The sequence below is a fragment of the Pseudomonas sp. K8 genome (assembly GCF_014889455.1).
In the GTDB taxonomy this organism is placed as follows: Bacteria; Pseudomonadota; Gammaproteobacteria; order Pseudomonadales; family Pseudomonadaceae; genus Aquipseudomonas; species Aquipseudomonas veronii.
This window is the reverse complement of record NZ_VJWO01000001.1, coordinates 74,009-98,534: the sequence shown is the minus strand read 5'-3', so window position 1 is coordinate 98,534 and position 24,526 is coordinate 74,009. Positions and strand designations below refer to the sequence as shown.

At 60.3% G+C, this 24,526-nt stretch carries 22 protein-coding genes and 1 pseudogene; 16 read left to right on the top strand and 7 right to left on the bottom strand.

Annotation, left to right across the window (positions count from 1 at the left end):
• Positions 1–55: 55 nt before the first annotated feature.
• Positions 56–1,087 (bottom strand): annotated as a pseudogene (locus INT12_RS31845) (cache domain-containing protein); the annotation flags it as partial.
• A gap of 205 nt (positions 1,088–1,292) precedes the next feature.
• Here INT12_RS31845 and INT12_RS00455 point away from each other — a divergent pair.
• Complete coding sequence (locus tag INT12_RS00455) at positions 1,293–2,777, top strand: helicase HerA-like domain-containing protein (RefSeq protein WP_017847107.1); 1,485 nt, start codon at positions 1,293–1,295, stop codon at positions 2,775–2,777.
• A 4-nt stretch (positions 2,778–2,781) separates the two neighbouring features.
• Here the strand turns inward: INT12_RS00455 and INT12_RS00450 are convergent, their stop codons facing one another.
• Positions 2,782–3,237, bottom strand: a complete 456-nt coding sequence (locus tag INT12_RS00450) for a DUF721 domain-containing protein (RefSeq protein ID WP_017847108.1) — start codon at positions 3,235–3,237, stop codon at positions 2,782–2,784.
• Positions 3,238–3,531: 294 nt separating this feature from the next.
• Between INT12_RS00450 and secA the strand changes: the two genes are divergently transcribed.
• The 3 genes from secA to INT12_RS00435 all read left to right on the top strand — a co-directional run bounded on the left by secA (position 3,532) and on the right by INT12_RS00435 (position 8,573).
• Entirely contained in the window at positions 3,532–6,267 is a 2,736-nt protein-coding gene (gene secA / locus INT12_RS00445; protein WP_017847109.1) for a preprotein translocase subunit SecA, read from the top strand.
• Positions 6,268–6,391: 124 nt separating this feature from the next.
• A complete protein-coding gene (gene argJ, locus INT12_RS00440) occupies positions 6,392–7,609 on the top strand; it encodes a bifunctional glutamate N-acetyltransferase/amino-acid acetyltransferase ArgJ (RefSeq protein WP_193039594.1) in 1,218 nt (405 codons plus the stop codon).
• 19 nt (positions 7,610–7,628) lie between these two features.
• The gene (locus INT12_RS00435) at positions 7,629–8,573 is read left to right on the top strand and encodes a Nudix family hydrolase (protein WP_046490058.1); all 945 of its coding nucleotides are present in this window, start codon (positions 7,629–7,631) and stop codon (positions 8,571–8,573) included.
• A gap of 115 nt (positions 8,574–8,688) precedes the next feature.
• Here the strand turns inward: INT12_RS00435 and INT12_RS00430 are convergent, their stop codons facing one another.
• Genes INT12_RS00430 through INT12_RS00420 form a run of 3 tightly spaced genes read right to left on the bottom strand, consistent with a single transcriptional unit; the run spans position 8,689 to position 12,270 of the window.
• Complete coding sequence (locus INT12_RS00430) at positions 8,689–9,267, bottom strand: cob(I)yrinic acid a,c-diamide adenosyltransferase (RefSeq protein ID WP_017847112.1); 579 nt, start codon at positions 9,265–9,267, stop codon at positions 8,689–8,691.
• Positions 9,268–9,269: 2 nt separating this feature from the next.
• Positions 9,270–11,306 carry a sensor histidine kinase gene (locus tag INT12_RS00425; RefSeq protein ID WP_026140048.1) on the bottom strand — a complete coding sequence of 679 codons (2,037 nt, stop codon included), beginning with the start codon at positions 11,304–11,306 and terminating at the stop codon, positions 9,270–9,272.
• Between the two features lie 46 nt (positions 11,307–11,352).
• Complete coding sequence (locus INT12_RS00420; protein ID WP_046490063.1) at positions 11,353–12,270, bottom strand: putative 2-dehydropantoate 2-reductase; 918 nt, start codon at positions 12,268–12,270, stop codon at positions 11,353–11,355.
• Positions 12,271–12,393: 123 nt separating this feature from the next.
• Here INT12_RS00420 and INT12_RS00415 point away from each other — a divergent pair, with 123 nt between their 5' ends.
• Both INT12_RS00415 and INT12_RS00410 read left to right on the top strand, forming a co-directional pair.
• A complete protein-coding gene (locus INT12_RS00415) occupies positions 12,394–12,879 on the top strand; it encodes a YajQ family cyclic di-GMP-binding protein (protein ID WP_017847115.1) in 486 nt (161 codons plus the stop codon).
• A gap of 135 nt (positions 12,880–13,014) precedes the next feature.
• Entirely contained in the window at positions 13,015–13,857 is an 843-nt protein-coding gene (locus INT12_RS00410; RefSeq protein WP_017847116.1) for a mechanosensitive ion channel family protein, read from the top strand.
• A 191-nt stretch (positions 13,858–14,048) separates the two neighbouring features.
• On the opposite strand, the gene INT12_RS00405 is transcribed toward INT12_RS00410, so the two are convergent.
• Positions 14,049–15,347, bottom strand: coding sequence for an OprD family porin (locus INT12_RS00405; RefSeq protein WP_017847117.1), 1,299 nt, complete (start codon positions 15,345–15,347; stop codon positions 14,049–14,051).
• Between the two features lie 743 nt (positions 15,348–16,090).
• Here INT12_RS00405 and INT12_RS00400 point away from each other — a divergent pair.
• Complete coding sequence (locus INT12_RS00400; protein ID WP_046382253.1) at positions 16,091–16,516, top strand: HIT domain-containing protein; 426 nt, start codon at positions 16,091–16,093, stop codon at positions 16,514–16,516.
• 3 nt (positions 16,517–16,519) lie between these two features.
• Positions 16,520–16,726, top strand: a complete 207-nt coding sequence (locus INT12_RS00395; protein WP_017847119.1) for a SlyX family protein — start codon at positions 16,520–16,522, stop codon at positions 16,724–16,726.
• Positions 16,727–16,792: 66 nt separating this feature from the next.
• On the opposite strand, the gene INT12_RS31745 is transcribed toward INT12_RS00395, so the two are convergent.
• Complete coding sequence (locus INT12_RS31745) at positions 16,793–17,395, bottom strand: cold-shock protein (RefSeq protein WP_010566142.1); 603 nt, start codon at positions 17,393–17,395, stop codon at positions 16,793–16,795.
• A gap of 428 nt (positions 17,396–17,823) precedes the next feature.
• On the opposite strand from INT12_RS31745, the gene INT12_RS00385 reads away from it, so the two are divergent.
• The 8 genes from INT12_RS00385 to ruvB all read left to right on the top strand — a co-directional run bounded on the left by INT12_RS00385 (position 17,824) and on the right by ruvB (position 24,413).
• Positions 17,824–18,297, top strand: a complete 474-nt coding sequence (locus INT12_RS00385) for a Dps family protein (RefSeq protein WP_104902566.1) — start codon at positions 17,824–17,826, stop codon at positions 18,295–18,297.
• A gap of 182 nt (positions 18,298–18,479) precedes the next feature.
• A complete protein-coding gene (locus INT12_RS00380; protein WP_017847121.1) occupies positions 18,480–18,821 on the top strand; it encodes a ribbon-helix-helix domain-containing protein in 342 nt (113 codons plus the stop codon).
• Between the two features lie 182 nt (positions 18,822–19,003).
• The gene (locus INT12_RS00375) at positions 19,004–19,225 is read left to right on the top strand and encodes an FmdB family zinc ribbon protein (protein ID WP_026140049.1); all 222 of its coding nucleotides are present in this window, start codon (positions 19,004–19,006) and stop codon (positions 19,223–19,225) included.
• A gap of 109 nt (positions 19,226–19,334) precedes the next feature.
• On the top strand, positions 19,335–21,110 hold the full coding sequence (gene aspS, locus INT12_RS00370) for an aspartate--tRNA ligase (protein WP_017847123.1): 1,776 nt from the start codon (positions 19,335–19,337) through the stop codon (positions 21,108–21,110).
• 135 nt (positions 21,111–21,245) lie between these two features.
• Complete coding sequence (locus INT12_RS00365; RefSeq protein ID WP_017847124.1) at positions 21,246–21,992, top strand: YebC/PmpR family DNA-binding transcriptional regulator; 747 nt, start codon at positions 21,246–21,248, stop codon at positions 21,990–21,992.
• Between the two features lie 157 nt (positions 21,993–22,149).
• Positions 22,150–22,674: a crossover junction endodeoxyribonuclease RuvC gene (ruvC, locus tag INT12_RS00360; protein ID WP_017847125.1), complete on the top strand. Its 525-nt coding sequence runs from the start codon at positions 22,150–22,152 to the stop codon at positions 22,672–22,674.
• Positions 22,675–22,742: 68 nt separating this feature from the next.
• Positions 22,743–23,354 (top strand): Holliday junction branch migration protein RuvA, encoded by a 612-nt coding sequence (ruvA, locus tag INT12_RS00355; RefSeq protein ID WP_017847126.1) that lies wholly within the window; start codon positions 22,743–22,745, stop codon positions 23,352–23,354.
• Positions 23,355–24,413 carry a Holliday junction branch migration DNA helicase RuvB gene (gene ruvB, locus INT12_RS00350; RefSeq protein WP_017847127.1) on the top strand — a complete coding sequence of 353 codons (1,059 nt, stop codon included), beginning with the start codon at positions 23,355–23,357 and terminating at the stop codon, positions 24,411–24,413.
• Positions 24,414–24,526 lie beyond the last annotated feature (113 nt).

Below are 24,526 nucleotides of genomic sequence, written 5' to 3'. Positions count from 1 at the left end.
CATTGACCTGCCCGGTGGCCGAGGACACTTCGCGGATCGACGTATGAATCCGCTCCACGAAGCGGTTGAACGCATTACCCAGGATGCCGAATTCGTCGTGATTCTGGATGGTCAGGCGACGGGTCAGGTCGCCCTCGCCATCGGCGATGTCCTGCATGGCGCGAGTCATCACGTGCAGCGGTTGCATCAGCACTCGGATCAGCATGCCGAGCAAGGCGATGATGATTACCACGGCAATGATCGTGGCGATGATCGCCGAGGTGCGGAATTCGCTGAGCATGGCGAAGGAGGTGGCTTTATCCACGGAAATACCGAGGTACCAGTTCACCGACGGCAGGCCCTTGATCGGTGTAAAGGTCACGATGTTGTCCTTGCCGTTGGCCTCGACTTCACTGAAGTCGCCGCTGATCTTCGGCGTGTGTTTCGGGTAGACGTCGGCCAGGGTTTTCATCACCAGGTTTTTGTCCGGGTGTACCAGCACCTTGCCGTCGGCGCTGACCAGGAACGCATAGCCCATGCCGCCGAAGTTCAGCGCGCCGATGTTGTCCACCAGGGTTTGCAGGCTCAGGTCGCCGCCGACCACGCCGATGCTCTGGCTGCCCTGGGCGCTGGGGGTCGCGATGGAAATGATCAATTGCCCCGTCGCGGCATCGATATAGGGTTCGGTCAGGGTCGAACCATTGCTGCTCTGGGCGCCTTTGTACCAAGGACGAACGCGTGGGTCGAAACCGTCCGGCATCTTGGTGTCGGGGCGGATAGTGAACGCGCCCTGGCTGTCGCCCACGTAGGTTGCCATGAACGAGGAGGTCAGGGCTTTCTGTTCCAGCAGGCTGGCGACCACCTTGGGGTCGGGATTGATCGCAATATTTTGTGCCGCGTTTTCCACCAGGACAATGCGTCCGGTGAGCCAGGTTTGAATGTTGCTGGCAGTGACATCACCCATTTCATGCAGGTAATTGTTGAGATCTTCGCGAATTGCGTTGCGTTGCAGGTAGTCGTTATAAAGCGTAAACAGCGCGAAGGCGGCGATGACGATAAGGGAGGCAGCAAGCAGGATTTTGTGGCTGAAACGCAGGTTTTTATTCATGGCCTGAAGGGTCCGCTAAGGTCTTAATATCCAAAATGCGTCCTTATAGGATGCGCAGAATGGTAGCGTCAAAAAAGGTGTGATATTTCTGGCGATAGCCCTGTGAGGTCCCTGTAGGAGCTGTCTGATCTGTTTTTAGACTTTGTGGGTCTTACATTGATGTGTATCGACCTTGCGGCACGAAAGATTAACCATAGGTGACGAAATGCCTGACTCCACGCAACTCCTTATCGGCGCCGGCCTCGATGGCCAGCCCATCGCCCAGGCCATGCGCCTGGCCAATCGTCACGGGTTGGTTGCCGGTGCCACGGGCACTGGCAAGACCGTCACCCTGCAACGCCTGGCAGAAGCGTTCAGCGATGCGGGCGTGGCGGTATTCGCCGCGGATATCAAGGGCGACCTTTGTGGTCTCGGCGCTGCGGCCAACCCCCAGGGCAAGGTGGCCGAGCGCATCGCCGGCATGCCTTTCCTGAATTACACGGCCAAGGCGTATCCGGTCACGCTGTGGGATATTCACGGTCAGTCCGGTCATCCATTGCGTACCACCATCAGTGAAATGGGGCCGTTGCTGCTCGGCAGCCTGCTGGAGCTCACCGACAGCCAGCAGTCAGCGTTGTATGCCGCCTTCAAGGTGGCGGACCGCGAAGGCCTGTTACTGCTGGATTTGAAGGACCTCAAGGCGCTGCTCAATCACTTGCGCTACCACCCGGAACTGCTGGGTGAAGATGCGGCGCTGATGACCACCGGCTCCAGCCAGGCGCTGTTGCGGCGCCTGGCGGTGCTGGAGCAGCAGGGCGCGGAAGCGTTGTTCGGCGAGCCGGCGCTGCAGCTCGAGGATATTTTGCACCCCGCCAGCGATGGTCGCGGGCGTATCCACCTGCTCGACGCCAGCCGCCTGGTCCACGAAGCCCCCAAGGTGTACGCAACCTTCCTTTTATGGCTGCTGGCTGAACTGTTCGAGCAGTTGCCCGAACGCGGCGATGCCGATAAACCGCTGCTGGCGCTGTTTTTCGACGAAGCGCACTTATTGTTTGCCGATACGCCCAAGGCCTTGCAGGACCGCCTCGAACAGGTGGTGCGGTTGATTCGCTCGAAAGGCGTGGGTGTGTATTTCGTCACGCAATCGCCCGGGGACTTGCCTGACAGCGTGTTGGCGCAACTTGGCTTGCGTATCCAGCATGGCCTGCGCGCATTCACCACCAAAGAGCAGAAATCACTGCGCGCGGTGGCGGACGGTTTTCGGCCCAATCCGACATTTGATGCGTTGTCGGTCCTGACAGAGCTGGGCACCGGTGAGGCACTGGTGGGCACTTTGCAGGAAAAGGGCACGCCGGAAGTCGTCCAGCGCGTGCTGGTCGCGCCACCGCAATCGCGGATCGGCCCGCTCAGCGACGCCGAACGCGCCGCCCTGATTGCCAGTTCGCCGTTGCAGGGCCGCTATGACAAGCCGATTGACCGCGAATCGGCCTATGAAGTGCTGATGGCGCGCAAGGCGTTGGGCCCGGCCGAAGCCGAAGAAGCCAAGCCGGTGAGCGAAGAGCCGAGCTTTACCGACAGAGCCGGGGCATTCCTCGGGACTGCGGCCGGCAAGGCGCTCAAGTCAGCCATGCAACAGGCCGCCAATCAGGTGGGGCGCCAATTGGTGCGGGGCTTGCTGGGGTCGTTGCTGGGCGGCAGCAAGCGTAGATAGCCGATCAGGCTTTGGGCTTGGCGTGCGCGGCGAGGCGTTCCAGCGCCGCACGTAAACCCGGATCGCTGATGCCGTCGGCCGTTGCCTGAATGGTTTCGGCCGCATTCGCCGATAAATCCATGGTGTGCCCCGCCGCGCCTTGCGGAACGGTCGGCGGTTGCACCTTGAATTGGATACGCGTCAGGCTGGCAAATTCGTCAAACGCCATCAATTGTCGCTGCAAGCGTTTTTGCTGATAGCGCAAGCGTGTCGCCCAATGGCCGTCTGTGACAATAAGCAGCAGGTTGCCCTCGCGCCACGAGGCGACATGGCAATGTTCCCGCGCTGCCGGTTGCAATTGGCTTTCAACCAGGCGTTGCAGGTGGCCCAGGCGTTGCGCATGGCTGAAGATGGCTTTCAACGGCTTGGCTTCGCGAAGCAACACGCTGGGCGCGCGGGCTGTAAGAGGGCGAAACGCCATGATCAGACACCTTAAGTAACAGAGCCGCCATCTTAGCAGAAAGCGCCTGTGGACCCCCAGGCAATGCATTGGCGGGGCTTTATCTGCGAAATCAATGCACTCCATGGGTTGAAGTTCCGGTAAAAGCCCTTATTTTAAATGGGCCCTCTCACGGGCTCATGCCTGCATTGGGGAACAACGCCACTTTCCTCACCCACGATTCCGGGTAGAATGCGCGTTCGCATGCGCCCGTGAGGGCCGCTCGGGCCACTCACGGTGCGCCCTCCATCCCTATGTGTGGAAGAACCTGCCGATATGTTTGCGCCTTTGTTAAAGAAACTTTTTGGAAGCAAGAATGAGCGCGAAGTCAAACGCATGCTCAAGACGGTGCAGCTGGTCAATGCCTTCGAAGAGCAGATGGTTGCCCTTTCGGACGAGCAATTGCGCGCCAAGACCGAAGAGTTCAAGGCCCGCATAGCCAAAGGTGAAACCCTCGACAAGTTGCTTCCCGAAGCCTTCGCGGTCGCCCGTGAAGCCGGTAAGCGTGTCATGGGCATGCGCCACTTCGACGTCCAGCTGATCGGCGGCATGACCTTGCATGAAGGCATGATTGCCGAAATGCGTACCGGTGAAGGCAAGACCCTGGTGGCGACCCTGGGTGTTTACCTCAACGCGCTGTCCGGCAAGGGCGTGCACGTTGTGACGGTGAACGACTACCTGGCCCGCCGTGACGCCAACTGGATGCGCCCGCTGTATGAATTCCTCGGCCTGACCGTCGGCGTCGTGACGCCGTTCCAGCCGCCGGAAGAGAAGCGTGCGGCCTACGCTGCCGACATCACCTACGGCACCAACAACGAATTCGGTTTCGACTACCTGCGCGACAACATGGCGTTCAGCATGGAAGAAAAATTCCAGCGCGAACTCAACTTTGCCGTGATCGACGAAGTCGACTCCATCCTCATCGACGAAGCCCGTACCCCGCTGATCATCTCCGGCCAGGCCGAAGACAGCTCGCGCCTGTACACCGAGATCAACAAGTTGATCCCGCGCCTGGAGCAGCACATCGAGGAAGTGGAAGGCGTGGTGACCAAAGAAGGTCACTTCACCATCGACGAGAAGACCCGTCAGGTCGAACTCAACGAAGCCGGTCACCAGTTCGTCGAAGACATGCTGACCCAGATCGGCCTGCTGGCCGAGGGCGAAAGCCTGTACTCGGCCCACAACCTGGGCCTGCTGACCCACGTGTATGCCGGTCTGCGCGCGCACAAGCTGTTCCATCGCAACGTCGAATACATCGTCCAGGACGGCCAGGTCGTCCTGGTTGACGAACACACCGGGCGTACCATGCCGGGTCGTCGTCTGTCCGAAGGCCTGCACCAGGCCATCGAAGCCAAGGAAGTGCTCAACATCCAGGCCGAAAGCCAGACGTTGGCTTCCACCACCTTCCAGAACTACTTCCGTCTGTACAACAAACTGTCCGGCATGACCGGTACGGCCGACACCGAAGCGTTCGAATTCCACCAGATCTACGGTCTGTCGGTTGTGGTCATCCCGCCGAACAAGCCGCTGGCGCGTAAAGACTTCAACGACCTGGTGTTCCTGACCGCCGAAGAGAAATACGCGGCGATCATCAACGACATCAAGGACGGCATGGCCCAGGGGCGTCCGATCCTGGTGGGTACCGCGACGATCGAAACGTCTGAGCACGTGTCCAACCTGCTCAACAAGGAAGGCATCGAGCACAAGGTCCTCAACGCCAAGTTCCACGAAAAAGAAGCCGAGATCATCGCCCAGGCCGGTCGCCCCGGCGCGCTGACCATCGCTACCAACATGGCCGGTCGTGGTACCGACATCCTGTTGGGCGGCAACTGGGAAGTGGAAGTGGCTTCCCTGGACAACCCGACTCCCGAGCAGATCGCCCAGATCAAAGCCGACTGGCAGAAACGCCACCAGGCGGTGCTGGAGTCCGGCGGCCTGCAGGTGATCGCGTCCGAGCGTCACGAATCGCGCCGTATCGACAACCAGCTGCGTGGTCGTGCCGGTCGTCAGGGTGACGCCGGTTCCAGCCGTTTCTACCTGTCCCTGGAAGACAGCCTGATGCGTATCTTCGCCTCGGATCGGGTGAAGAACTTCATGAAAGCCCTGGGCATGCAGTCCGGTGAGGCGATCGAGCACCGCATGGTGACCAACGCCATCGAGAAGGCCCAGCGCAAGGTCGAAGGCCGCAACTTCGACATTCGTAAGCAACTGCTCGAGTTCGATGACGTCAACAACGAACAGCGTAAAGTGATCTATCACATGCGTAACACGTTGCTGGCCGCCGACAACATTGGCGAGACCATCGCCGATTTCCGTCAGGACGTGCTCAACGCCACCGTCAGCGCGCATATTCCGCCACAGTCCCTGCCAGAACAATGGGATGTTGCCGGCCTGGAAGCCGCGTTGAAGAGCGACTTCGGTGTCGACTTGCCGGTTCAGCAGTGGCTGGACGAAGACGATCACCTGTACGAAGAAACCCTGCGCGAGAAGCTGATGACCGAGCTGCTGGCCGCGTACAACGAGAAAGAAGAGCAGGCGAGTGCCGAAGCGCTGCGCACCTTCGAGAAACAAATCGTATTGCGCGTGCTGGACGACCTGTGGAAAGACCACCTGTCGACCATGGATCACCTGCGTCACGGTATCCACTTGCGTGGCTACGCCCAGAAGAACCCGAAGCAGGAGTACAAGCGCGAGTCGTTCACGCTGTTCTCCGAACTGCTGGATTCGATCAAGCGCGATTCGATTCGCGTGCTGTCCCACGTTCAGGTGCGTCGCGAAGACCCGGTCGAGGAAGAAGCGCGCCTGCGTGAGGAAGCCGAGGCACTGGCGGCGCGCATGCAGTTCCAGCATGAGGAAGCGCCAGGTCTTGAGGCACCTGAGGTCTTGGGCGAAGAGGTCGATGTGGCCTTGGCTCAAACTCCAGTGCGCAACGAGCAGAAGCTGGGCCGTAACGAGCTGTGCTGGTGCGGTTCGGGCAAGAAGTTCAAACACTGCCACGGCGAAATCAACTAAGATTTTCGCCTGACGCTGCAACACCCCGCGCCGCGACCGGCATCAGCCGTCGCGGCGTTTTGCCATTAATTCCCACCGTCGAACGCGACGGCACAGACATCATCTATTTTTAAGGAGCGCATTCATGGCTGTTGGTCTTGGTCCTTTGCCCACATTGCACCCGGTTGCCGGTTTTGAACTCGGTATCGCTTCGGCCGGCATCAAACGCCTGGGGCGCAAGGATGTCGTGGTGATGCGCTGTGCTGAAGGCTCGACCGTCGCCGGTGTGTTCACCCTCAACGCCTTCTGCGCCGCGCCGGTGATCCTGGCCAAGCAGCGCGTGGCCGGTCCGATTCGTTACCTGCTGACCAACACCGGCAATGCCAACGCCGGCACCGGCGAGCCTGGCCTGGTCGCCGCCGCGCGGACCTGCGCCAAACTGGCACAACTGGCCGGCGTCGACGCCAGCCAGGTGCTGCCGTACTCCACCGGTGTGATCGGTGAGCCGCTGCCGGTGGAAAAAATCGAAGGCGCCCTGCAAGCCGCGCTGGATGACCTGTCTGTGGATAACTGGGCGGCCGCCGCCACCGGCATCATGACCACCGACACCTTGCCCAAGGGCGCGAGCCGTCAGTTTGTACATGACGGCGTGACCATCACCGTCACCGGCATCAGCAAGGGCGCGGGCATGATCCGCCCGAACATGGCCACCATGCTTGGCTACATCGCCACCGACGCCAAAGTCTCCCGCGACGTGCTGCAGCGCTTGATGCTGGACGGCGCCAACAAGTCGTTCAACCGCATCACCATCGACGGCGACACCTCCACCAACGATTGCTGCATGCTGATCGCTACCGGCCAGGCCAACCTGCCCGAAATCACCTCCACCAGCGGCCCGCTGTTCGCCGCGTTGAAGCAAGCGGTGTTCGAAGTGTGCATGGATGTGGCCCAGGCCATCGTGCGTGACGGCGAGGGCGCCACCAAGTTCGTCACGGTTGAAGTCAACGGCGGCGGCAACCACCAGGAATGCCTGGATGTCGGTTACACCGTGGCGCACTCGCCGCTGATCAAGACCGCGTTGTTCGCCTCCGACCCGAACTGGGGCCGTATCCTCGCCGCCGTCGGCCGTGCCGGCGTGCCGGACCTGGACGTGAGCAAGATCGACGTGTTCCTCGGTGACGTGTGCATCGCCAGCCGTGGCGCCCGCGCCGAGAGCTACACCGAAGCCCAGGGTTCGGCGGTGATGCAGCAGGAAGAAATCACCATCCGCATCGAGCTGGGTCGCGGCGAGTGCAGCGAAACCATCTGGACCACGGACCTGTCCCACGAGTACGTGAAGATCAACGCGGAATACCGTACCTGAAGCCCGGAGGATAAACGCGGTGAAACGAGTGCATGTAGCAGCAGCGGTGATCCGCGGCGTCGACGGCAGAATCCTGCTGGCGCGCCGTGCCGATACCCAGCATCAGGGCGGCCTCTGGGAGTTTCCCGGCGGCAAGGTGGAGGCCGACGAGTCGGTCGCCACGGCGCTGTCCCGCGAGTTGCAGGAAGAGCTGGGCATCCAGGTCACCACGGCGCGACCGTTGATCAAGGTGCAGCATGATTACCCGGATAAGCAGGTGTTGCTGGATGTCTGGGAAGTCTCGGCCTTTACCGGCGAGCCACACGGCGCCGAAGGTCAACCCCTGGAATGGGTCGCGGCGCGTGACCTGCTCAACTATGAGTTCCCGGCGGCCAATGCGCCGATCGTTGCCGCCGCACGGTTGCCCGGCGACTACCTGATCACACCGGGCGAGCTGGAAACCGCGCCGCTGTTGCGCGGTATCCAGAAAGCCATCGCGGGCGGCATCAAGCTGGTGCAACTGCGCGCCCCTAACGGTTACGACCCCAAGTACCGTGACCTGGCGGTAGACGCCGTGGGCCTGTGTGCCGGCAAGGCGCAACTGATGCTCAAGGGCCCGTTCGAATGGCTGGGGGATTTTCCCGCAGCCGGTTGGCACATGACCTCGGCACAACTGCGCAAATACGCAAGCAAGGGCCGACCGCTGCCGAAGGATCGCTGGTTGGCGGCGTCTTGTCATAATGCTGAGGAACTGGCGCTGGCGGAATTGATGGACGTGGATTTTGTCACGCTGTCGCCGGTGCAGCCGACCCAGACCCATCCCGATGCCCAACCGTTGGGTTGGGAACAGGCGGCAGAGCTGATCCGCGGGTTCAGCAAGCCGGTGTATCTGTTGGGTGGCGTTGGGCCTGCTGAGCGCGAGCAGGCATGGGATGTCGGCGCCCAAGGTGTGGCAGGGATTCGGGCGTTCTGGCCGCAAGATTGATCTAGCGTTTGCTGGCCTCATCGCGGGCAAGCCCACTCCCACATTGGAAGGTGTTCACAAATCCAAATGTGGGAGTGGGCTTGCCCGCGATGGCGCCAGACCAGACACCTGATAATCAGTGGGGTTTGGCCGCCGCCTGCCACAAAATCTCCGCCACACCCTGGCGCTTGGCAATTACCCGCGCCGCCACAAACAGCAAATCCGACAGCCGGTTGATATACGCCAAAGCCACCCCCTCCAACGGTTCAACCGCATTCAGGTGCTGACAGCGGCGCTCGGCACTGCGTGCTGCGCTGCGGCACACGTGGGCCTGGGCGATCAGCGCTGAGCCACCGGGCAAGATGAAGTTCTCCAGCGCCCCGACCTCTTCGTTCCAGCGATCAATCGCTGCCTCCAGCCGATTCACCTCCGCCGCGTTCAGCGCTTTGTACACCGGCATCGCCAGCTCGCCGCCGAGGTCGAACAGACGATGCTGGCAAGGCGTCAGCACTTCGATCACATCCTTCAGATGCGGATGCTTGCCGCTTTGCTCTTCAAGGCCGGCCAGCAACAAGCCCAGCTGACTGTTCAACGTGTCGACTTCGCCGATGGCTTCCACCCGCGGGTGGTCCTTGGGCACGCGGCGACCGTCGCCGAGCCCGGTTTCACCCTGGTCGCCGGTACGGGTGTAAATCTTCGACAGGCGAAAGCCCATGATCAGTGCTCCAGTTGGGTAAGTTCAGCGGGGGACAATTGGCTGCCGGCCAGGGGCAGGCGCAACGTGAAGCAGGTGCCTTGGCCCAGGGTGGAATGCACTTCCATCTGCCCTTTGTGGTTATTGGTGATGATGAAGTACGACACCGACAACCCCAGCCCGGTGCCCTGGCCGATTTCCTTGGTGGTGAAGAATGGCTCGAAGGTGCGTTTGCGCACGTTCTCGCTCATGCCGATGCCGTTGTCTTCGACCTGGATCTCCGCCCAGGGCGGGTTGAGGCGGGTGCGCAGGATGATGCGCCCCGGCTCGCGGTCGTCTTCGCGCTGGTGAATGGCCTGCGCCGCGTTTTTCAGCAGGTTGAGCAGCACCTGTTCCAACTCGTTGGCGGTGCCGGGCACCGGGCCGAGCTGCGGGTCGAACTGGCGGATGATCGCCTGGCCCTTGAAGTCGAAGCCGATCGCCAGGTCAAAGTCATTGCCGGCGATTTCCACCGCCTGGTCGATCAGCGCCGGCAAATCACACGGTGCCATCTGCCGATTGCTGCGCCGGCTGAAACTGAGCATGTGGGTGACGATTTTCGCCGCCCGCGCGCCGGCCTGCTGGATACCGTCGAGCAATTGTGGGACTTCGCGGCTTTGCAGGTAGCGGTTGACCGTCTGCAGTTCGATGCCCACTTGTTCGGCGTGTTCCAGGTTCTTGGGCAGGTCGGGGGACAGCCGGCGGCGGATGTTCTGCACGTTATGCAGGATCGCCCCCAACGGGTTGTTGATTTCATGGGCCATACCCGCAGCAAGGCCGCCGACGGAGAGCATCTTCTCCGACTGCACCATCATTTCTTCCAGGGACAGGCGCTGGGTAATGTCATCGATCCGGATCACCACCCCGCGCCCGGCGCCGCCCATCAGTGGATAGAACGTCAGGGCGTAATGCTTGGATTCATCGTCCTTGACCCAGGTGACACGCTCGATGCGCTCCACCGTGTGTTGCTCGACCGTGGCCTTGATCTGCGGCAGGTAGGGTTTGAGCGGCTGGAAAGCGAGGTAGATCGGCTGGTTCAGCGCTTCATCCAGGCGCGTGCCGGAAAGTGCGGTGGCTTCCTGGTTCCACTGGGTGACATAGAGCTGTTCATCCAGGGCGATCAGCGCCGAGGGCATCGAGTCGATGATGCTGTTGAGATAGTTCTGGAAACCGGTGAGTTTTTTCTCGATCTTGCTGCGCACCTGGACTTCCAGCTCCAGCTTGCGGTTGGTATGGCGGGTTTCTTCGGCCAGGCCCTGTGCCTGGTCGTAAGCCGCCTGGGACTCATCGCGCGCGCGCTTGAGCTGCTGCTCGCGGGCCTCGATGCGCGACAGCATGGTGTTGAAGGCTTCGGCCAGGCTGCCGATCTCGTCATGGTTGCCACGGCCGGCGCGCAGGGCGTAGTTCTCTTCGCGGGTGACCTGGCGCGACAGCTCTTCCAGCTCATGGATCGGCCGGGTGATCAGGCGCTTGATCTGCCGGGCGATGACCAGCCACAGCAGCACGCTGAAAATCAGGATGCCCAGGCTCGCCGTCAGTGTGCCGGTATAGAACGCCACCGGTAGCTCACTGCTGGCCACCAGCAACAAATGCCCGGAAGGCTGGCCGGGGCGGGGCAGGGTGATGACTTGGTTACTGCGAAACTCGGTGAGGCGCCAGGCTTCGATATCCCGGTAGTTGCCCGGCAGGTGCAGGCGGTCGCCGTGTTGCATCTGCGCCAGGCGGTTGCCCTCGGCGTCGTACAACGCGGCTGCGCGCAGCGGCGAATAGCTGGTCAGCTCATTGAGCAGGGCGTCGGCCTTGGCCGGAGACTCAAGGGCTTCGGCGGCAAGCGCCGGGTTGGACACCAGCCGGCCAATCGCCTGCAGCGCCTGGGGTGCCATGCTCTCCTGGGAGATCCAGTAAGCGGCGCTGATAAAAGTCAGGTTGGCCACCAGTAACACAGTGGTCAGCAGCACCAGCAGGGCGGCCAGCAGTTTCTGCCCTACCGGTAGGTTTTCAAGACGCTGGCGCAGTGGCATCAGGGGTTTCACAGGTAATAGACGAGTGGGCAGGGTAGCGCGTGCCTCAGTCGCGGGGCAATCCGCGTGCAACCAGCTGGTCGACGAGGCGCGTGTACACCTGTTGCAGATGCGGCAGCGTCAGCCGATGCCGAGCGGCGGCCTGGCAGGCGTAGCCCAGCAGGTAGCTGATTTCGGTGCGCCGCGCGCTGGCCACGTCCTGGTACATCGAAGAGTAATTGGCCGCCGTGGCCTGGATCACCCGTTCCACTTCCGTCTGCAGGTCCTGCGCCGCTGCCGGTTGGCCGCAGCATTGCAGCAGCTCGGTGAGTTCGGCGCACAAGGTTGCGACTTCGCACTGATGGGCTTGCAGGCCGCCATTGCGGCATTGGTACAGCACGGTCAGCGGGTTGATGGCGCAATTGAGTGCGAGCTTGCGCCACAGGCGCGTAAGAATGTCGCTGCTCCATTCGTGAGGGATGCCGGCGGCGCGCAAGTCGTCCAGCCACACCGGGGCCGTGGGGTGACTGGCGTCCCCCAGCCAGGTGTAGCCGTGGCCGGCAAACACCACGCGCCAATCGCCGTCGCGAAACGCGCCTTCGGTGCTGGAGGCAAAAATGCAGCGGGCCTGGGGATATTGCGCGGCGACGGCGTCCTGGCTGCCCAGGCCGTTCTGCAGCAGGATCAATTCGACGCCGGGCGCGAGACGCGATTGCAGGTGTGCGACGGCGCTTTGGGCGTCGTAGGCTTTGCACGCCACCAGCAGGCGATGGATCGGCTCAGGGCTGTCAGGCGTTTCGCCGAGTACCGGGTAAGTGTGCGCTACGCCGTGCTCCACCAGGGTCAGCCCGTCGGCCGCCTGATAGCTGGCCAGGCGTGCCGCATCGCGCAGGATCAGCTTCACCGGCAGGCCGGCGCGGGCCAGGCGGGTGGCCCACAGCGTGCCGAGGCTGCCGGCGCCGAGAATATGCCAGGTGGTCGACATCAGTTTGTGCTCCGTAGGGTCGCTCACAGCGAATGGGGCGAAAGAACCGCTATAATGCCCCGGCATTTTAGCTTGGGCGCGCTCCATCTCTACTGAGCCCGCCCCTTATATTGGAGAAATGACATGCCTTCGTTCGACGTGGTATCCGAACTGGACAAACACGAAGTCACCAACGCCGTCGAGAACGCCGTCAAGGAACTGGACCGTCGCTATGACTTGAAAGGCAAGGGCAGTTTCGAATTCAAGGAAAAGGAACTGACCGTCAACCTGACCGCTGAAGCCGATTTCCAGCTGGAAGCGATGATCGAGATCCTCAAGCTCGCCCTGGTCAAGCGCAAGATCGACGTGCAGTGCCTTGAAGTCAAGGATGCCTACGCGTCCGGCAAGCTGATGAAGCAGGAAGCCGTCCTCAAGGAAGGCATCGACAAGGAACTGGCGAAGAAGATCGTGGCGCATATCAAGGACGCCAAGCTGAAAGTCCAGGCCGCCATCCAGGGTGAGCAGGTACGCGTCACCGGCAAGAAACGTGACGACCTGCAAGAGGCCATCGCTGCCCTGCGCGCCAAGACCTTCGAGATGCCGCTGCAGTTCAATAACTTCCGCGACTGATGGCACTTTGGGGAACCTGCGGCCGTTTTTGACGTCCCACGCCCCAGAACCTGCGCCTGCCATTGAGCCCTTCGGGGCTCAATTGCGTTAGTGGGCACAAAAAACGCCGTACATCCGGCAAACAGGAGAATGTAGATGGATTTGAACGCTGAAGTGGATCACCTGATCAAGACCTCCCAGTCGTGGATCCCGATGATCATGGAATACGGCAGCCGGGTATTGCTCGCCGTGATTACCCTGGCCATCGGCTGGTGGCTGATCAACCGCCTGACCCACAGAGTGGGGCGTTTGCTGGCCATCCGTAACGCGGACCTGGCGCTGCAGCACTTCATCACCAGCCTGGCGAACATCGTGCTGAAGGTCATGCTGATCGTCAGCGTGGCCTCGATGATCGGCGTGGAAACCACCTCGTTCGTCGCCGCCATCGGTGCCGCGACCCTGGCCATCGGCCTGGCCTTGCAGGGCAGCCTGGCCAACTTCGCCGGCGGCGTGCTGATTCTGTTGTTCCGCCCGTTCCGCATCGGCGACTGGATCGAAGCCCAAGGTACGTCCGGTACCGTCGACAGCATCCAGATCTTCCACACCGTGCTGCGCACCGGCGACAACAAGACCGTGATCGTGCCGAACGGCATCCTCTCCAACGGCATCATCACCAACACCAACCGTCAGCCTACCCGCAAGGTGGTGTTTGATGTGGGGGTGGACTACGAGGCCGACCTGCAGAAAGCCCGCGAAGTGTTGCTGGAACTGGCAAAAGACCCGCGTGTATTGGCTGACCCGGCGGCAGTGGCCGTGGTTTCGACCTTGGGCGACAGTTCGATCACAGTGTCTTTGCGGTGCTGGACCAAGACGGCGGATTATTGGGACGTGATGTTCATGTTCAATGAACTGGCACGTGATCGCTTGAAAGCGGCGGGGATCGATATTCCATTTCCGCAGCGGGTTATTCGGGTGATGCAGGAAACAGCGGCGAAGTAATGGGAAACACTGGCACTCAACTTGGCTGAAAGGTCAGGTTTAGTGCGGGCGCGTCAATCTCGTTAGTTAGCTTGCTAGTTATTTTGCTGATGAAATAATACTGCAATAAAAAAGCCGCTCCCTTGCATGCAGGGGAGCGGCTTTTAATTTAAGGCCGAAGCCTTAAGTCATCGTTGTAATCAAACAGCTAATTACAAGATGTTCAACGGATAATTCGCGATCAGACGCAGTTCGTCGATCGACGGCGAACCGTAGTACACGCCGTCAGCCGAGCGATAAGTCGCTTGGCGTACACGCAGGCTCAGGTCTTTCGCTGGGCCGCTCTGGATCACGTACTTGGCTTCGATGTCGCGTTCCCACTCTTTACCGTTCGACGTGGTGGCGGTTTTCGCGCCGCTACCGGTTACGTAACGAGTCATGAAGCTCAGGCCAGGAATGCCGAAGGGTGCCATGTTGATGTCGTAACGTGCCTGGTAGGACTTCTCACCTTCGGCGTTGAAGTCGGAACGGGCAATGGAGTTAGCCAGGAAAACCGTGCCGCCTCCGTCTACGCCGTAGCCGTAGTCGCCGTCGCCGGTAACCTTCTGGGCTGCCAGGGTGAAGGTGTGAGCGCCGATGGTGTACGCACCTTGCAAGCTGAATGCACGGTTATCAAGCTTGATGGTTTTGTCGTAGTAAGCGCGTTGCTTGCCTTCACCGTCACTTTTCGTGTCGTAGATATTGAAGTCCAGTGCGAAGGATTGATCCTCGCTCAGCGCATGGGTCCAGTTCAGGTTGCTGTAGTACTTGCGGAAGTAATCTTCGGTTTTCGCGTAGTACAGGCTGCCGGTGAACTCTGGGGTGAAGGAGTAGACGCCGCCGACAAAGTCGGTCTTCGTCAGGCCCAGGCTGTCATGGTAGGTCTGGTTCTGCGCGACGCTGGAGGTGAAGTGACCGCCTTCCAGTTTCAGGCCCTTGATCTCGTTACTGGTGAGCGAGATACCTTGTGGCAGCTCTGGCAGCAAACGGCTGTCGTCAGAGGCGAACACAGGAGCGGTAGTGTACTGGTCGCCGATTTTCAGAACGGTATTGGAGAGGCGGAACTTAACCGCCGCGCCGCCTTTAGAGTAATCGTCTTGCGAGCGACCATCAGAACCACTTGGGAACAAACCGGTACCGGCACGACCCTTGCCGCTGTCGAGCTTAACGCCCATCAGGCCGATCACGTCAACACCGACACCGATGGTGCCTTGGGTGAAGCCTGATTCGTACAGGGCATTGAAGCCCAGACCGGTTTCTTCGGCGCGGCTCTTGTTCTTGCCGTTGACCTTATCGTAGCCACCGAGTGGCTCGTTGCGGAAGTCGCGGCTGAAATACAGCGCACGGGTATTGATACTGAAAGTGCTGTCTTCAACGAAGCCCTTGGCATCGTCTTGGGCAGACGCCATTGCGAACTGCGAGGTGCCTGCTGAAACAGCCAGGGCGATCATGCTCCACTTCATCACGCGCATCGTGATTTGCTCCTTTGGTTTTAGGAAGAGTACTGCCGTCCCACCTGTATTTTTATCTGGGCGGCTCTTTCTTTTTTTGTGTCCGCGTAAAGTTATATCACGCTGACTCTAATGACGATACTTACCCATCTTTCCTTTCAGCTTCTTTACGAGGCTGTCGTGAATTGCTAGGTCCATGTCGCAAATTCACAGTCCGAATGTTACCGAACTGACAACTTCAATGCTGTTTTCAAACCCTTTTCTAAGTTTGAATGCATCCTTGATACACATTGACTCGCTAGTGTTCTTATCGCGAAACACCCGCTTCCCGATGGGTGCCGTTGCCGACGATGTGGGTGTGAATGCAACAAGCGCGCCCAAACCGGTAACTGAATGTCATTTTTTCGTGAAAAGCCTCACTGCAGTGTAAAAACCGCATAAACACGGGCCTCTCAAGCCGTTCAGTTTGTCCTTGACGGCCATGCATTCCGTTGATTCGGTGGTGCATGAATCCTGTACCAGCGCGAAACGTTACCGGTTCACCCTCATGGGTGGGTACTTGGCGGATCTCTTTGACGCACAAGTGGGTCATTTTGGTGCACTCCGATGAGTCCCGATTCAGCGTAGCTCAATTATTCGCCTGCCTCGAAAAGGGGCAGGTTTTTTATCGGGATGCGCGTTGGCGTCTGTATTCGAAGTGAAGCCGCCGGCGTTCGAAGGTATGCTGGGCGCCAGAATCTGACCTGCCGAACGGAGTGCCCGCGGTGTTCGCCTTAGATCAACGCCTGCAACAAGACACACTGACCATCGGGGACTTCCCGTTGTGCCGCCTGCTGCTGTCCAATGACTCGAATTACCCTTGGTTTATTCTGGTACCGCGCATAAACGGTATCAGCGAAGTTTTTCAATTGTCTGTCATAGATCAACAAAAACTGTGGAATGAAACGACAACCCTTGCGCAATTGCTGAGTGAAGGTTTCGGCGCCGACAAGATGAATATCGGCGCGCTGGGGAACGTTGTCAGCCAGTTGCATGTGCATGTGATCGTGCGCAAGCGCGATGACATGGCCTGGCCTGCGCCGGTCTGGGGCAAGCATCCGGCCCGGCCGTATACTGAAGAACAGGTGGCAGCGATCCGTGCGCGGTTGCGCGAGCTGTCACCTGCCGACTTCATCTTTAGCCAGGACTGAACCATGGATCTGCAAGACCGCGTGACCGACCTGGAAAGCCGCCTGGCCTTTCAGGACGACACCATCGAAACCCTCAACGACATCCTGGTCACCCAGCAGCGGGCGGTCGAACGCCTGCAGCTGCAGATGACCGCGCTGCTCAAGCGCCAGGAAGAAATGGGCGGCCAGTTCGAGTCGTCCGAAGAAGAAGCGCCGCCGCCTCACTATTAATAGCCGCGCAATAAAAAACCGCGATCCAGCTTGTGCCGGATCGCGGTTTTTTTGCCTGGCTTGGAATCAGCGACGCGGCAACGCGGCGATCACATCTTCGGCTTGCAGGCCTTTGTCGCGGTTCATGACGGAGAATTCCACACGCTGGCCTTCGACCAGGACGCGATGGCCTTCGCCACGGATGGCCCGGAAGTGGACGAAGATATCGTCGCCCGAATCGCGGGAAATAAAGCCGAAGCCCTTGGACGTGTTGAACCACTTGACGGTCCCGGTATCCCGATTGGTCATGTCGTAGTTTTGCGACGCGGCCGCAGGGGACGAACGGTAGAAGCTGATGGCCAGGTGAAGAACGATGGCGACCAGCGCAATCACCAGGCTGAGCAGGATGGCCGGGTGGCCGCCGACTTCAGGCATGGGTGCCAGGAGGGTGAGGGTTTGTACGACAACAGTCAGCACCAGCAGCGCGCTGACCAGGTTTTGCAGTTGATGACGCGTGCCTTTGTTCCAGTAAGGGATCACTGGCGCCAGCGTCAGGTTAAGAAGGCCGAACAAGGCCAGGTACAGAGCGTCATGTTGTTGCAGGTAGGGCAGGCTTTCAGGCTGCAGGCTCGGGATAAAGGACAGCAGCAAAGCTGCAACGCCCGTTAGCAGGTGGACGATTTTCAACATTTTGATTAACTCACGTTAAGACGGATCACAAGGAAGAGCTGACTGGCACGGTTCGCTTCTGAACAATGGGAGGCGTTGGGCACGTGCGCGGGTATCAGCCTATGCGCTGGCCGAAGAAAATAACGGCAGCGACACGCTGCCTATTTAACAGCAAAGGCTGTGCCTACTCAAATCAAGCATTTCCGGGCGTTGCAAGGGACGCGGGCATTTCTGCGTCAAACGCTTGTCCTAGACAGTTGCAGGCGTTTTGCCTGCTGTCGGGGAAACTTTCTGTCGCGCCTAAAGCCTTCACCGTCGCGGGCCAGCGAGGCCGCGCAGGGCGATTTGCCGCACGTCGCCTCGGTGCGTCGGGCTGCACACATTGGGTACTCTTGCTAGAGTGATCCGGCACCTGATCAATGAATGCTGTTCAATTGAAGGGGATAAACATGGCAATCGATATCGGTATCAGTGAAGAAGATCGCAAATCCATCGTCGACGGGCTTTCGCGTCTGCTTTCCGATACCTATGTACTGTACCTGAAGACCCACAATTTCCACTGGAACGTCACGGGCCCCATGTTCCGCACGCTGCACTTGATGTTCGAAGAGCAGTACAACGAGCTGGCGCTGGCGGTGGACCTGATTGCCGAGCGCATTCGTGCCCTGGGCTTCCCGGCGCCGGGCGCCTATTCGATCTATGCGCGTCTTTCTTCGATCAAGGAAGAAGAGGGCGTGCCCAGCGCTGAAGAGATGATCAAGCAGTTGGTGGCGGGCCAGGAGGCGGTTACGCGTACCGCGCGCGGTATTTTTCCGCTGCTCGATAAGGTCAGCGACGAACCGACGGCCGACCTGTTGACCCAGCGTATGCAAGTTCACGAAAAAACTGCGTGGATGCTGCGTTCCCTACTCGAAAGCAAGTAAACACCGACCTCGGGCGGCGCTGTCCTGGCGCCGCCCGCTTGTTTCTCCGTGCTTCCTGGCGTTGTCCTACGACTATCAACTCCCCGTCTTCTGGCTGCCCCCCGTCGTCCTGCTGTTTGATAGGCCCACTGTCCAATGGGAGAAGCCCATGGACTGCTGTTTGGCAATGGAGTGTCAGGTGTATGTCGCGTGGAGTGGGTAGTAGAGTGATGGAGACCTGTGGTTTTCATAAGATAAACGTCGACCCCTTTGTCAAAGGGTTCGATATGGGGCTGGCGCGGCCGTTGTCCCGATCGGTAAGGCTCAATGGGTTTTCCACTTGCCTGCGGCTGGAACAGATCTACTGGAATATCCTCACGGAAATAGCCAGGCTCAATGCCTGTTCAGTCAGTGCGCTGTTGTCTTATGTCGATCGGGAAGTGCATTTGCGCTATGGCGGCGTGAAGAACTTCAGCGGGCTGGTCAGGGTGGTCTGCGTGGTTCACGTATTGAAAGGCCGCGCTTGCCTGTCCAATCCCGAGTAATCCGGGGGTTCCGGGGCTGGCCCGGCGTTCAGGCGGGCCGGGCCTCGGGCAGAAAGCCGGCTGCGCTGCCTCGATTTACCAGATATAATCCCGCGCTTTGCCGCTGCAGGCGCTTTCTGCGCAGTGGCCTCTATCCGGAGGCCGGCGCGGCACAGTAACGATCTGATCGCCGAGACATCTCCATGCCCATGTACGACTATCAATGCGCTTCCTGTGGTCATCAGTTGGAAGCCATCCAGAAGATCAGCGACGCGCCGCTGGTCGATTGCCCAGCCTGCAAGGCGCCTGAGCTTAAAAAGATGTTGTCCATGCCGGGCTTCCGCCTGAGCGGCAGCGGCTGGTACGAGACCGACTTCAAGACCGGCTCGAAGAAGAATCTGGCGGGCGGCGACAAAGCAGACTGAGTTGAACTCTACGCGCAGGCTCCTGCATTATCCGTCCCCTGACTTATGTACGGTGACTGAGGCCAAGCCTGCCACCGAATTTCGAATTACGAGAAGTGAAACCACTACCATGATGCGCAGCCATTATTGCGGCCAACTGAACGAGACCCTGGAAGGTCAGGAAATCACCCTTTGCGGATGGGTTCACCGTCGCCGCGACCACGGCGGGGTGATCTTCCTCGATATCCGTGATCGTGATGGTCTGGCCCAGGTGGTGTTCGACCCGGACCGCGCCGAGAGCTTCGCCGCCGCCGACCGCGTGCGCAGCGAATACGTAGTGAAGATCACCGGCAAGGTGCGCCTGCGTCCGGCCGGTGCGGTGAACCCGAACATGGCGTCCGGCGCGATCGAAGTGCTGGGCTACGAGCTGGAAGTGCTGAACGAGTCGGAAACCCCGCCGTTCCCACTGAACGAATATTCCGATGTTGGCGAAGAAACCCGCCTGCGTTATCGCTTCCTGGACCTGCGTCGCCCGGAAATGGCCGAGAAGCTGCGTCTGCGCTCGCGCATGACCACCAGCATCCGTCGCTTCCTCGATGAAAACGGCTTCCTCGACGTTGAAACGCCGATCCTCACCCGTGCCACCCCGGAAGGCGCGCGTGACTATCTGGTGCCGAGCCGTACCCACGCCGGCAGTTTCTTCGCCCTGCCGCAATCGCCGCAGCTGTTCAAGCAACTGCTGATGGTGGCCGGCTTCGACCGTTACTACCAGATCGCCAAGTGCTTCCGTGACGAAGACCTGCGCGCCGATCGCCAGCCTGAATTCACCCAGATCGACATCGAGACCAGCTTCCTCGATGAAAAAGAGATCATGGGCATCACCGAACAAATGATCCGCAACCTGTTCAAGGAAGTGCTGGACCTGGAATTCGGCGAATTCCCGCACATGACCTTCGAAGAAGCCATGCGCCGCTACGGTTCCGACAAGCCTGACCTGCGTATCCCGCTGGAACTGGTGGACGTGGCCGACCAACTCAAGGACGTCGACTTCAAGGTGTTCAGCGGCCCGGCCAACGACCCGAAATGCCGCATCGCCGCCCTGCGCGTGCCTGGCGGCGCGAGCATGCCGCGCAAGCAGATCGACGACTACACCAAGTTCGTCGGCATCTACGGTGCCAAGGGCCTGGCGTACATCAAGGTCAACGAGCGTGCCAAGGGCGTTGACGGTCTGCAGTCGCCGATCGTGAAAAACATCCCGGAAGCCAACCTCAATGTGATCCTCGATCGCGTGGGCGCAGTCGACGGTGACATCGTGTTCTTCGGTGCCGACAAGGCCAAGATCGTCAGCGAAGCCCTGGGCGCGCTGCGGATCAAGCTGGGCCACGACCTGAACCTGCTGACCTGCAAGTGGGCACCGATGTGGGTCGTCGACTTCCCGATGTTCGAAGAGAACGACGACGGCAGCTTCAGCGCCTTGCACCACCCGTTCACCGCGCCGAAGTGCTCGCCGGAAGAGCTCGAAGCCAACCCGGCGGGCGCTCTGTCCCGGGCCTACGACATGGTCTTGAACGGCACTGAGCTGGGTGGCGGTTCGATCCGTATCCACCGCAAGGAAATGCAGCAAGCGGTATTCCGTCTGCTGGGCATCAACGAAGCCGAACAGGAAGAGAAATTCGGCTTCCTGCTCGACGCCCTGAAGTACGGCGCACCGCCCCACGGCGGCCTGGCCTTCGGCCTGGACCGTCTGGTGATGCTGATGACCGGCGCCCAGTCGATCCGTGAAGTGATCGCCTTCCCGAAAACCCAGAGCGCTGCGGACGTCATGACCCAGGCGCCGGGTGTCGTGGATGCCAAGGCACTGCGCGAGCTGCATATCCGCCTGCGCGAGGCGCCAAAGGCTGAGTAAGGCCGCTGCGTGAAAGCGCGATAAGGTTTTACGCAGTCAAAAAGGCGCATCTTCGGATGCGCCTTTGCGTTACAAGGGTTGTATCCCGCCTGGGGCGGGGTTGATAAGGTTTCTAGAGAATTTCGGAGTTGTGTTATGGCTGGCCATTCCAAGTGGGCGAACATCAAGCACCGCAAAGAGCGTCAGGATGCCAAGAAAGGCAAGATCTTCACCAAGTGGATTCGCGAACTGACCGTTGCCGCCCGCCAGGGCGGCGGTGACCCAGGCTCCAACCCGCGTCTGCGCCTGGCGCTGGACAAGGCCCTCGGCGCCAACATGAGTCGCGACATCATCGACCGCGCCGTGGCCCGTGGCGCCGGTGCGGCCGATACCGACGACATGGTCGAGCTGACCTACGAAGGCTACGGCCCGGGCGGCGTGGCGGTGATGGTCGAGTGCATGACCGATAACCGCAACCGTACCGCCGCGGCGGTGCGTCATGCGTTCAGCAAGTGCGGTGGCAACCTCGGCACGGACGGCTCGGTGGCCTACCTGTTCGAGCGCAAGGGCCAGATTTCCTTCGCGCCGGGCGTGGATGAAGACGCGTTGATGGAAGCCGCGATGGAAGCGGATGCCGATGACGTGGTGACCAATGAAGACGGCTCGATCGATGTGTTCACCTCGTTCGCCGGGTTCTATGCGGTGCGTAACGCGCTGGAAACCGCTGGTTTCAAAGGCACCGACGCAGAAATCGTGATGCTGCCGACCACCAGCGCCGAACTGGACCTGGACGGCGCGCAGAAAGTGCTGAAGATGCTGGATATGCTCGAGGACCTGGATGACGTGCAGAACGTCTACTCGAATGCTGACATTCCAGAGTCGGTCGCCGAGCAGCTAGGCTGACGGGCGATGTGGATCTAAATGTGAGAGGGGGCTTGCTCCCGATGGCGGTGTGTCAGTCATTTATGAGTCGACTGAACCACCGTAATCGGGAGCAAGCCCCCTCCCACATTGGATTTTACCTGTATCAAAAATTGTGTTTACCCGACCTGCAGGCGTTATGACTTTAATTCTAGGTATCGACCCCGGTTCGCGCATCACCGGTTTTGGTGTGGTGCAACACACCCCGCGCGGCTGCGTGTATGTCGCCTCGGGCTGCATCCGCACCGGCGCGGGCGAGTTGGCCGAACGCCTGCAGATCGTCTATCGCGGCGTGCGTGAAGTGATCCAGACCTACAAGCCGGTGACCATGGGGATCGAAAAGGTGTTCATGGCCAAAAACGCCGACTCGGCCCTCAAACTCGGCCAGGCCCGTGGCGCCGCCATCGTCGCCGGTGCCGAGGAGGCCATGGAAATCGCCGAGTACACCGCCACCCAGGTCAAGCAGGCCGTGGTCGGCACCGGCGCGGCCAATAAAGAGCAGGTGCAGATGATGGTCATGCACATGCTCAAACTCACCTCCAAGCCGCAGATCGACGCCTCCGACGCCCTGGCCATCGCCATTTGCCACGCGCATACCCGTTCCAGCCTGCTGCCTCACGGCCTGGGGGCGGCACGTAGTCGTGGCGGGCGGCTGCGTCTCTGATAGCATCGGCGCAATCGTTATTTGCGGTCAGGCCTCGATCTGACCCCCAAGCTTTAAGGATCTGAACCGTGATTGGACGCTTGCGCGGCACCCTGGCTGAAAAACAGCCGCCGCACCTGATTCTGGATGTCAACGGGCTGGGGTATGAGCTGGAAGTGCCCATGACCACCCTGTATCGCCTTCCGTCGGTTGGCGAGCCATTGACCCTGCATACTCACCTTGTGGTGCGCGAAGATGCGCAACTGCTCTATGGCTTCATTGGCAAGCGTGACCGCGACTTCTTCCGCGAATTGATTCGCCTCAATGGCGTAGGGCCGAAACTGGCCCTGGCGCTGATGTCGAGCCTGGAAGTGGATGAACTGGTACGCGCGGTGTCGGCCCAGGACACCTCGGCGCTGACCAAGGTGCCGGGGGTCGGCAAGAAAACCGCCGAACGCCTGCTGGTGGAGCTCAAGGACCGTTTCAAAGCCTGGGAAGTCGTGCCGAGCATGTTCGCCCTGGTGCCGAACCAGCCGAACCAGCCGGCGGCCCAGGTGGCCAGTGCCGAAAGCGATGCGGTCAGCGCGCTGATTTCCCTGGGCTACAAGCCGCAGGAAGCCAGCAAAGCGGTGTCGGCCATCAAGGACAAGAACCTGAGCAGCGAAGACATGATCCGCCGAGCCCTGAAGGGAATGATTTAAGTGATTGAAGCTGATCGTCTGATCGCGGCCACCGGCCCCCGTGACCGTGAAGAAGTCCAGGACCGTGCCATCCGCCCCCTGAGCCTGGCCGACTACATCGGCCAGCCCACCGTGCGCGAGCAGATGGAGTTGTTCATCCAGGCTGCGCGTGGGCGCAGTGAATCCCTGGACCACACCTTGATCTTCGGCCCGCCGGGGTTGGGTAAAACCACCCTGGCCAACATCATCGCCCAGGAAATGGGGGTGTCGATCAAGTCCACCTCCGGCCCGGTGCTGGAGCGTCCGGGCGACCTCGCGGCGCTGCTGACCAACCTCGAACCGCACGACGTGCTGTTCATCGACGAAATCCACCGGCTGTCGCCCATCGTCGAGGAAGTGCTGTACCCGGCGATGGAAGACTTCCAGCTCGACATCATGATCGGTGAAGGCCCCGCGGCCCGCTCGATCAAGCTCGACCTGCCGCCGTTCACCCTGGTGGGCGCGACCACGCGCGCGGGCATGCTGACCAACCCGTTGCGAGACCGTTTCGGCATCGTCCAACGTCTAGAGTTCTATAGCACCGCAGACCTGGCGACCATCGTCAGCCGTTCGGCCGGCATTCTCGGCTTGCCCCTGGACCCCGAAGGCGCGTTTGAAATCGCCCGGCGGGCGCGGGGCACGCCACGGATCGCCAACCGCTTGCTGCGACGCGTGCGCGATTTTGCCGAAGTGCGGGCCAAGGGGCATATCACCAAGGCCGTGGCCGACCTGGCGTTGAACCTGCTGGACGTGGATGAACACGGCTTCGATCACCAGGATCGACGGCTACTGTTGACCATGATCGAGAAATTCGACGGTGGCCCAGTGGGCGTGGACAGCCTGGCAGCGGCCATCAGTGAAGAGCGCCATACCATTGAGGACGTGCTGGAGCCGTACCTGATCCAGCAGGGCTACATCATGCGTACACCAAGGGGCCGGGTGGTTACCCGCCATGCCTATTTGCACTTTGGGCTAAACATTCCGTCACGATTGGGCGAGATGCCCGTGCTAGACGAATTCCTCGATGCAGTGGACGATTAAAAAGGTCACTCGGGTCGATTTATTCAAGGTTTGTGCTGTCCTAGTGGCTGGCGTCGTCATTCAGTCGTTAGAAATGTTTCATAGAATGAAAAAACAGTTGCCCAGCCGGATTG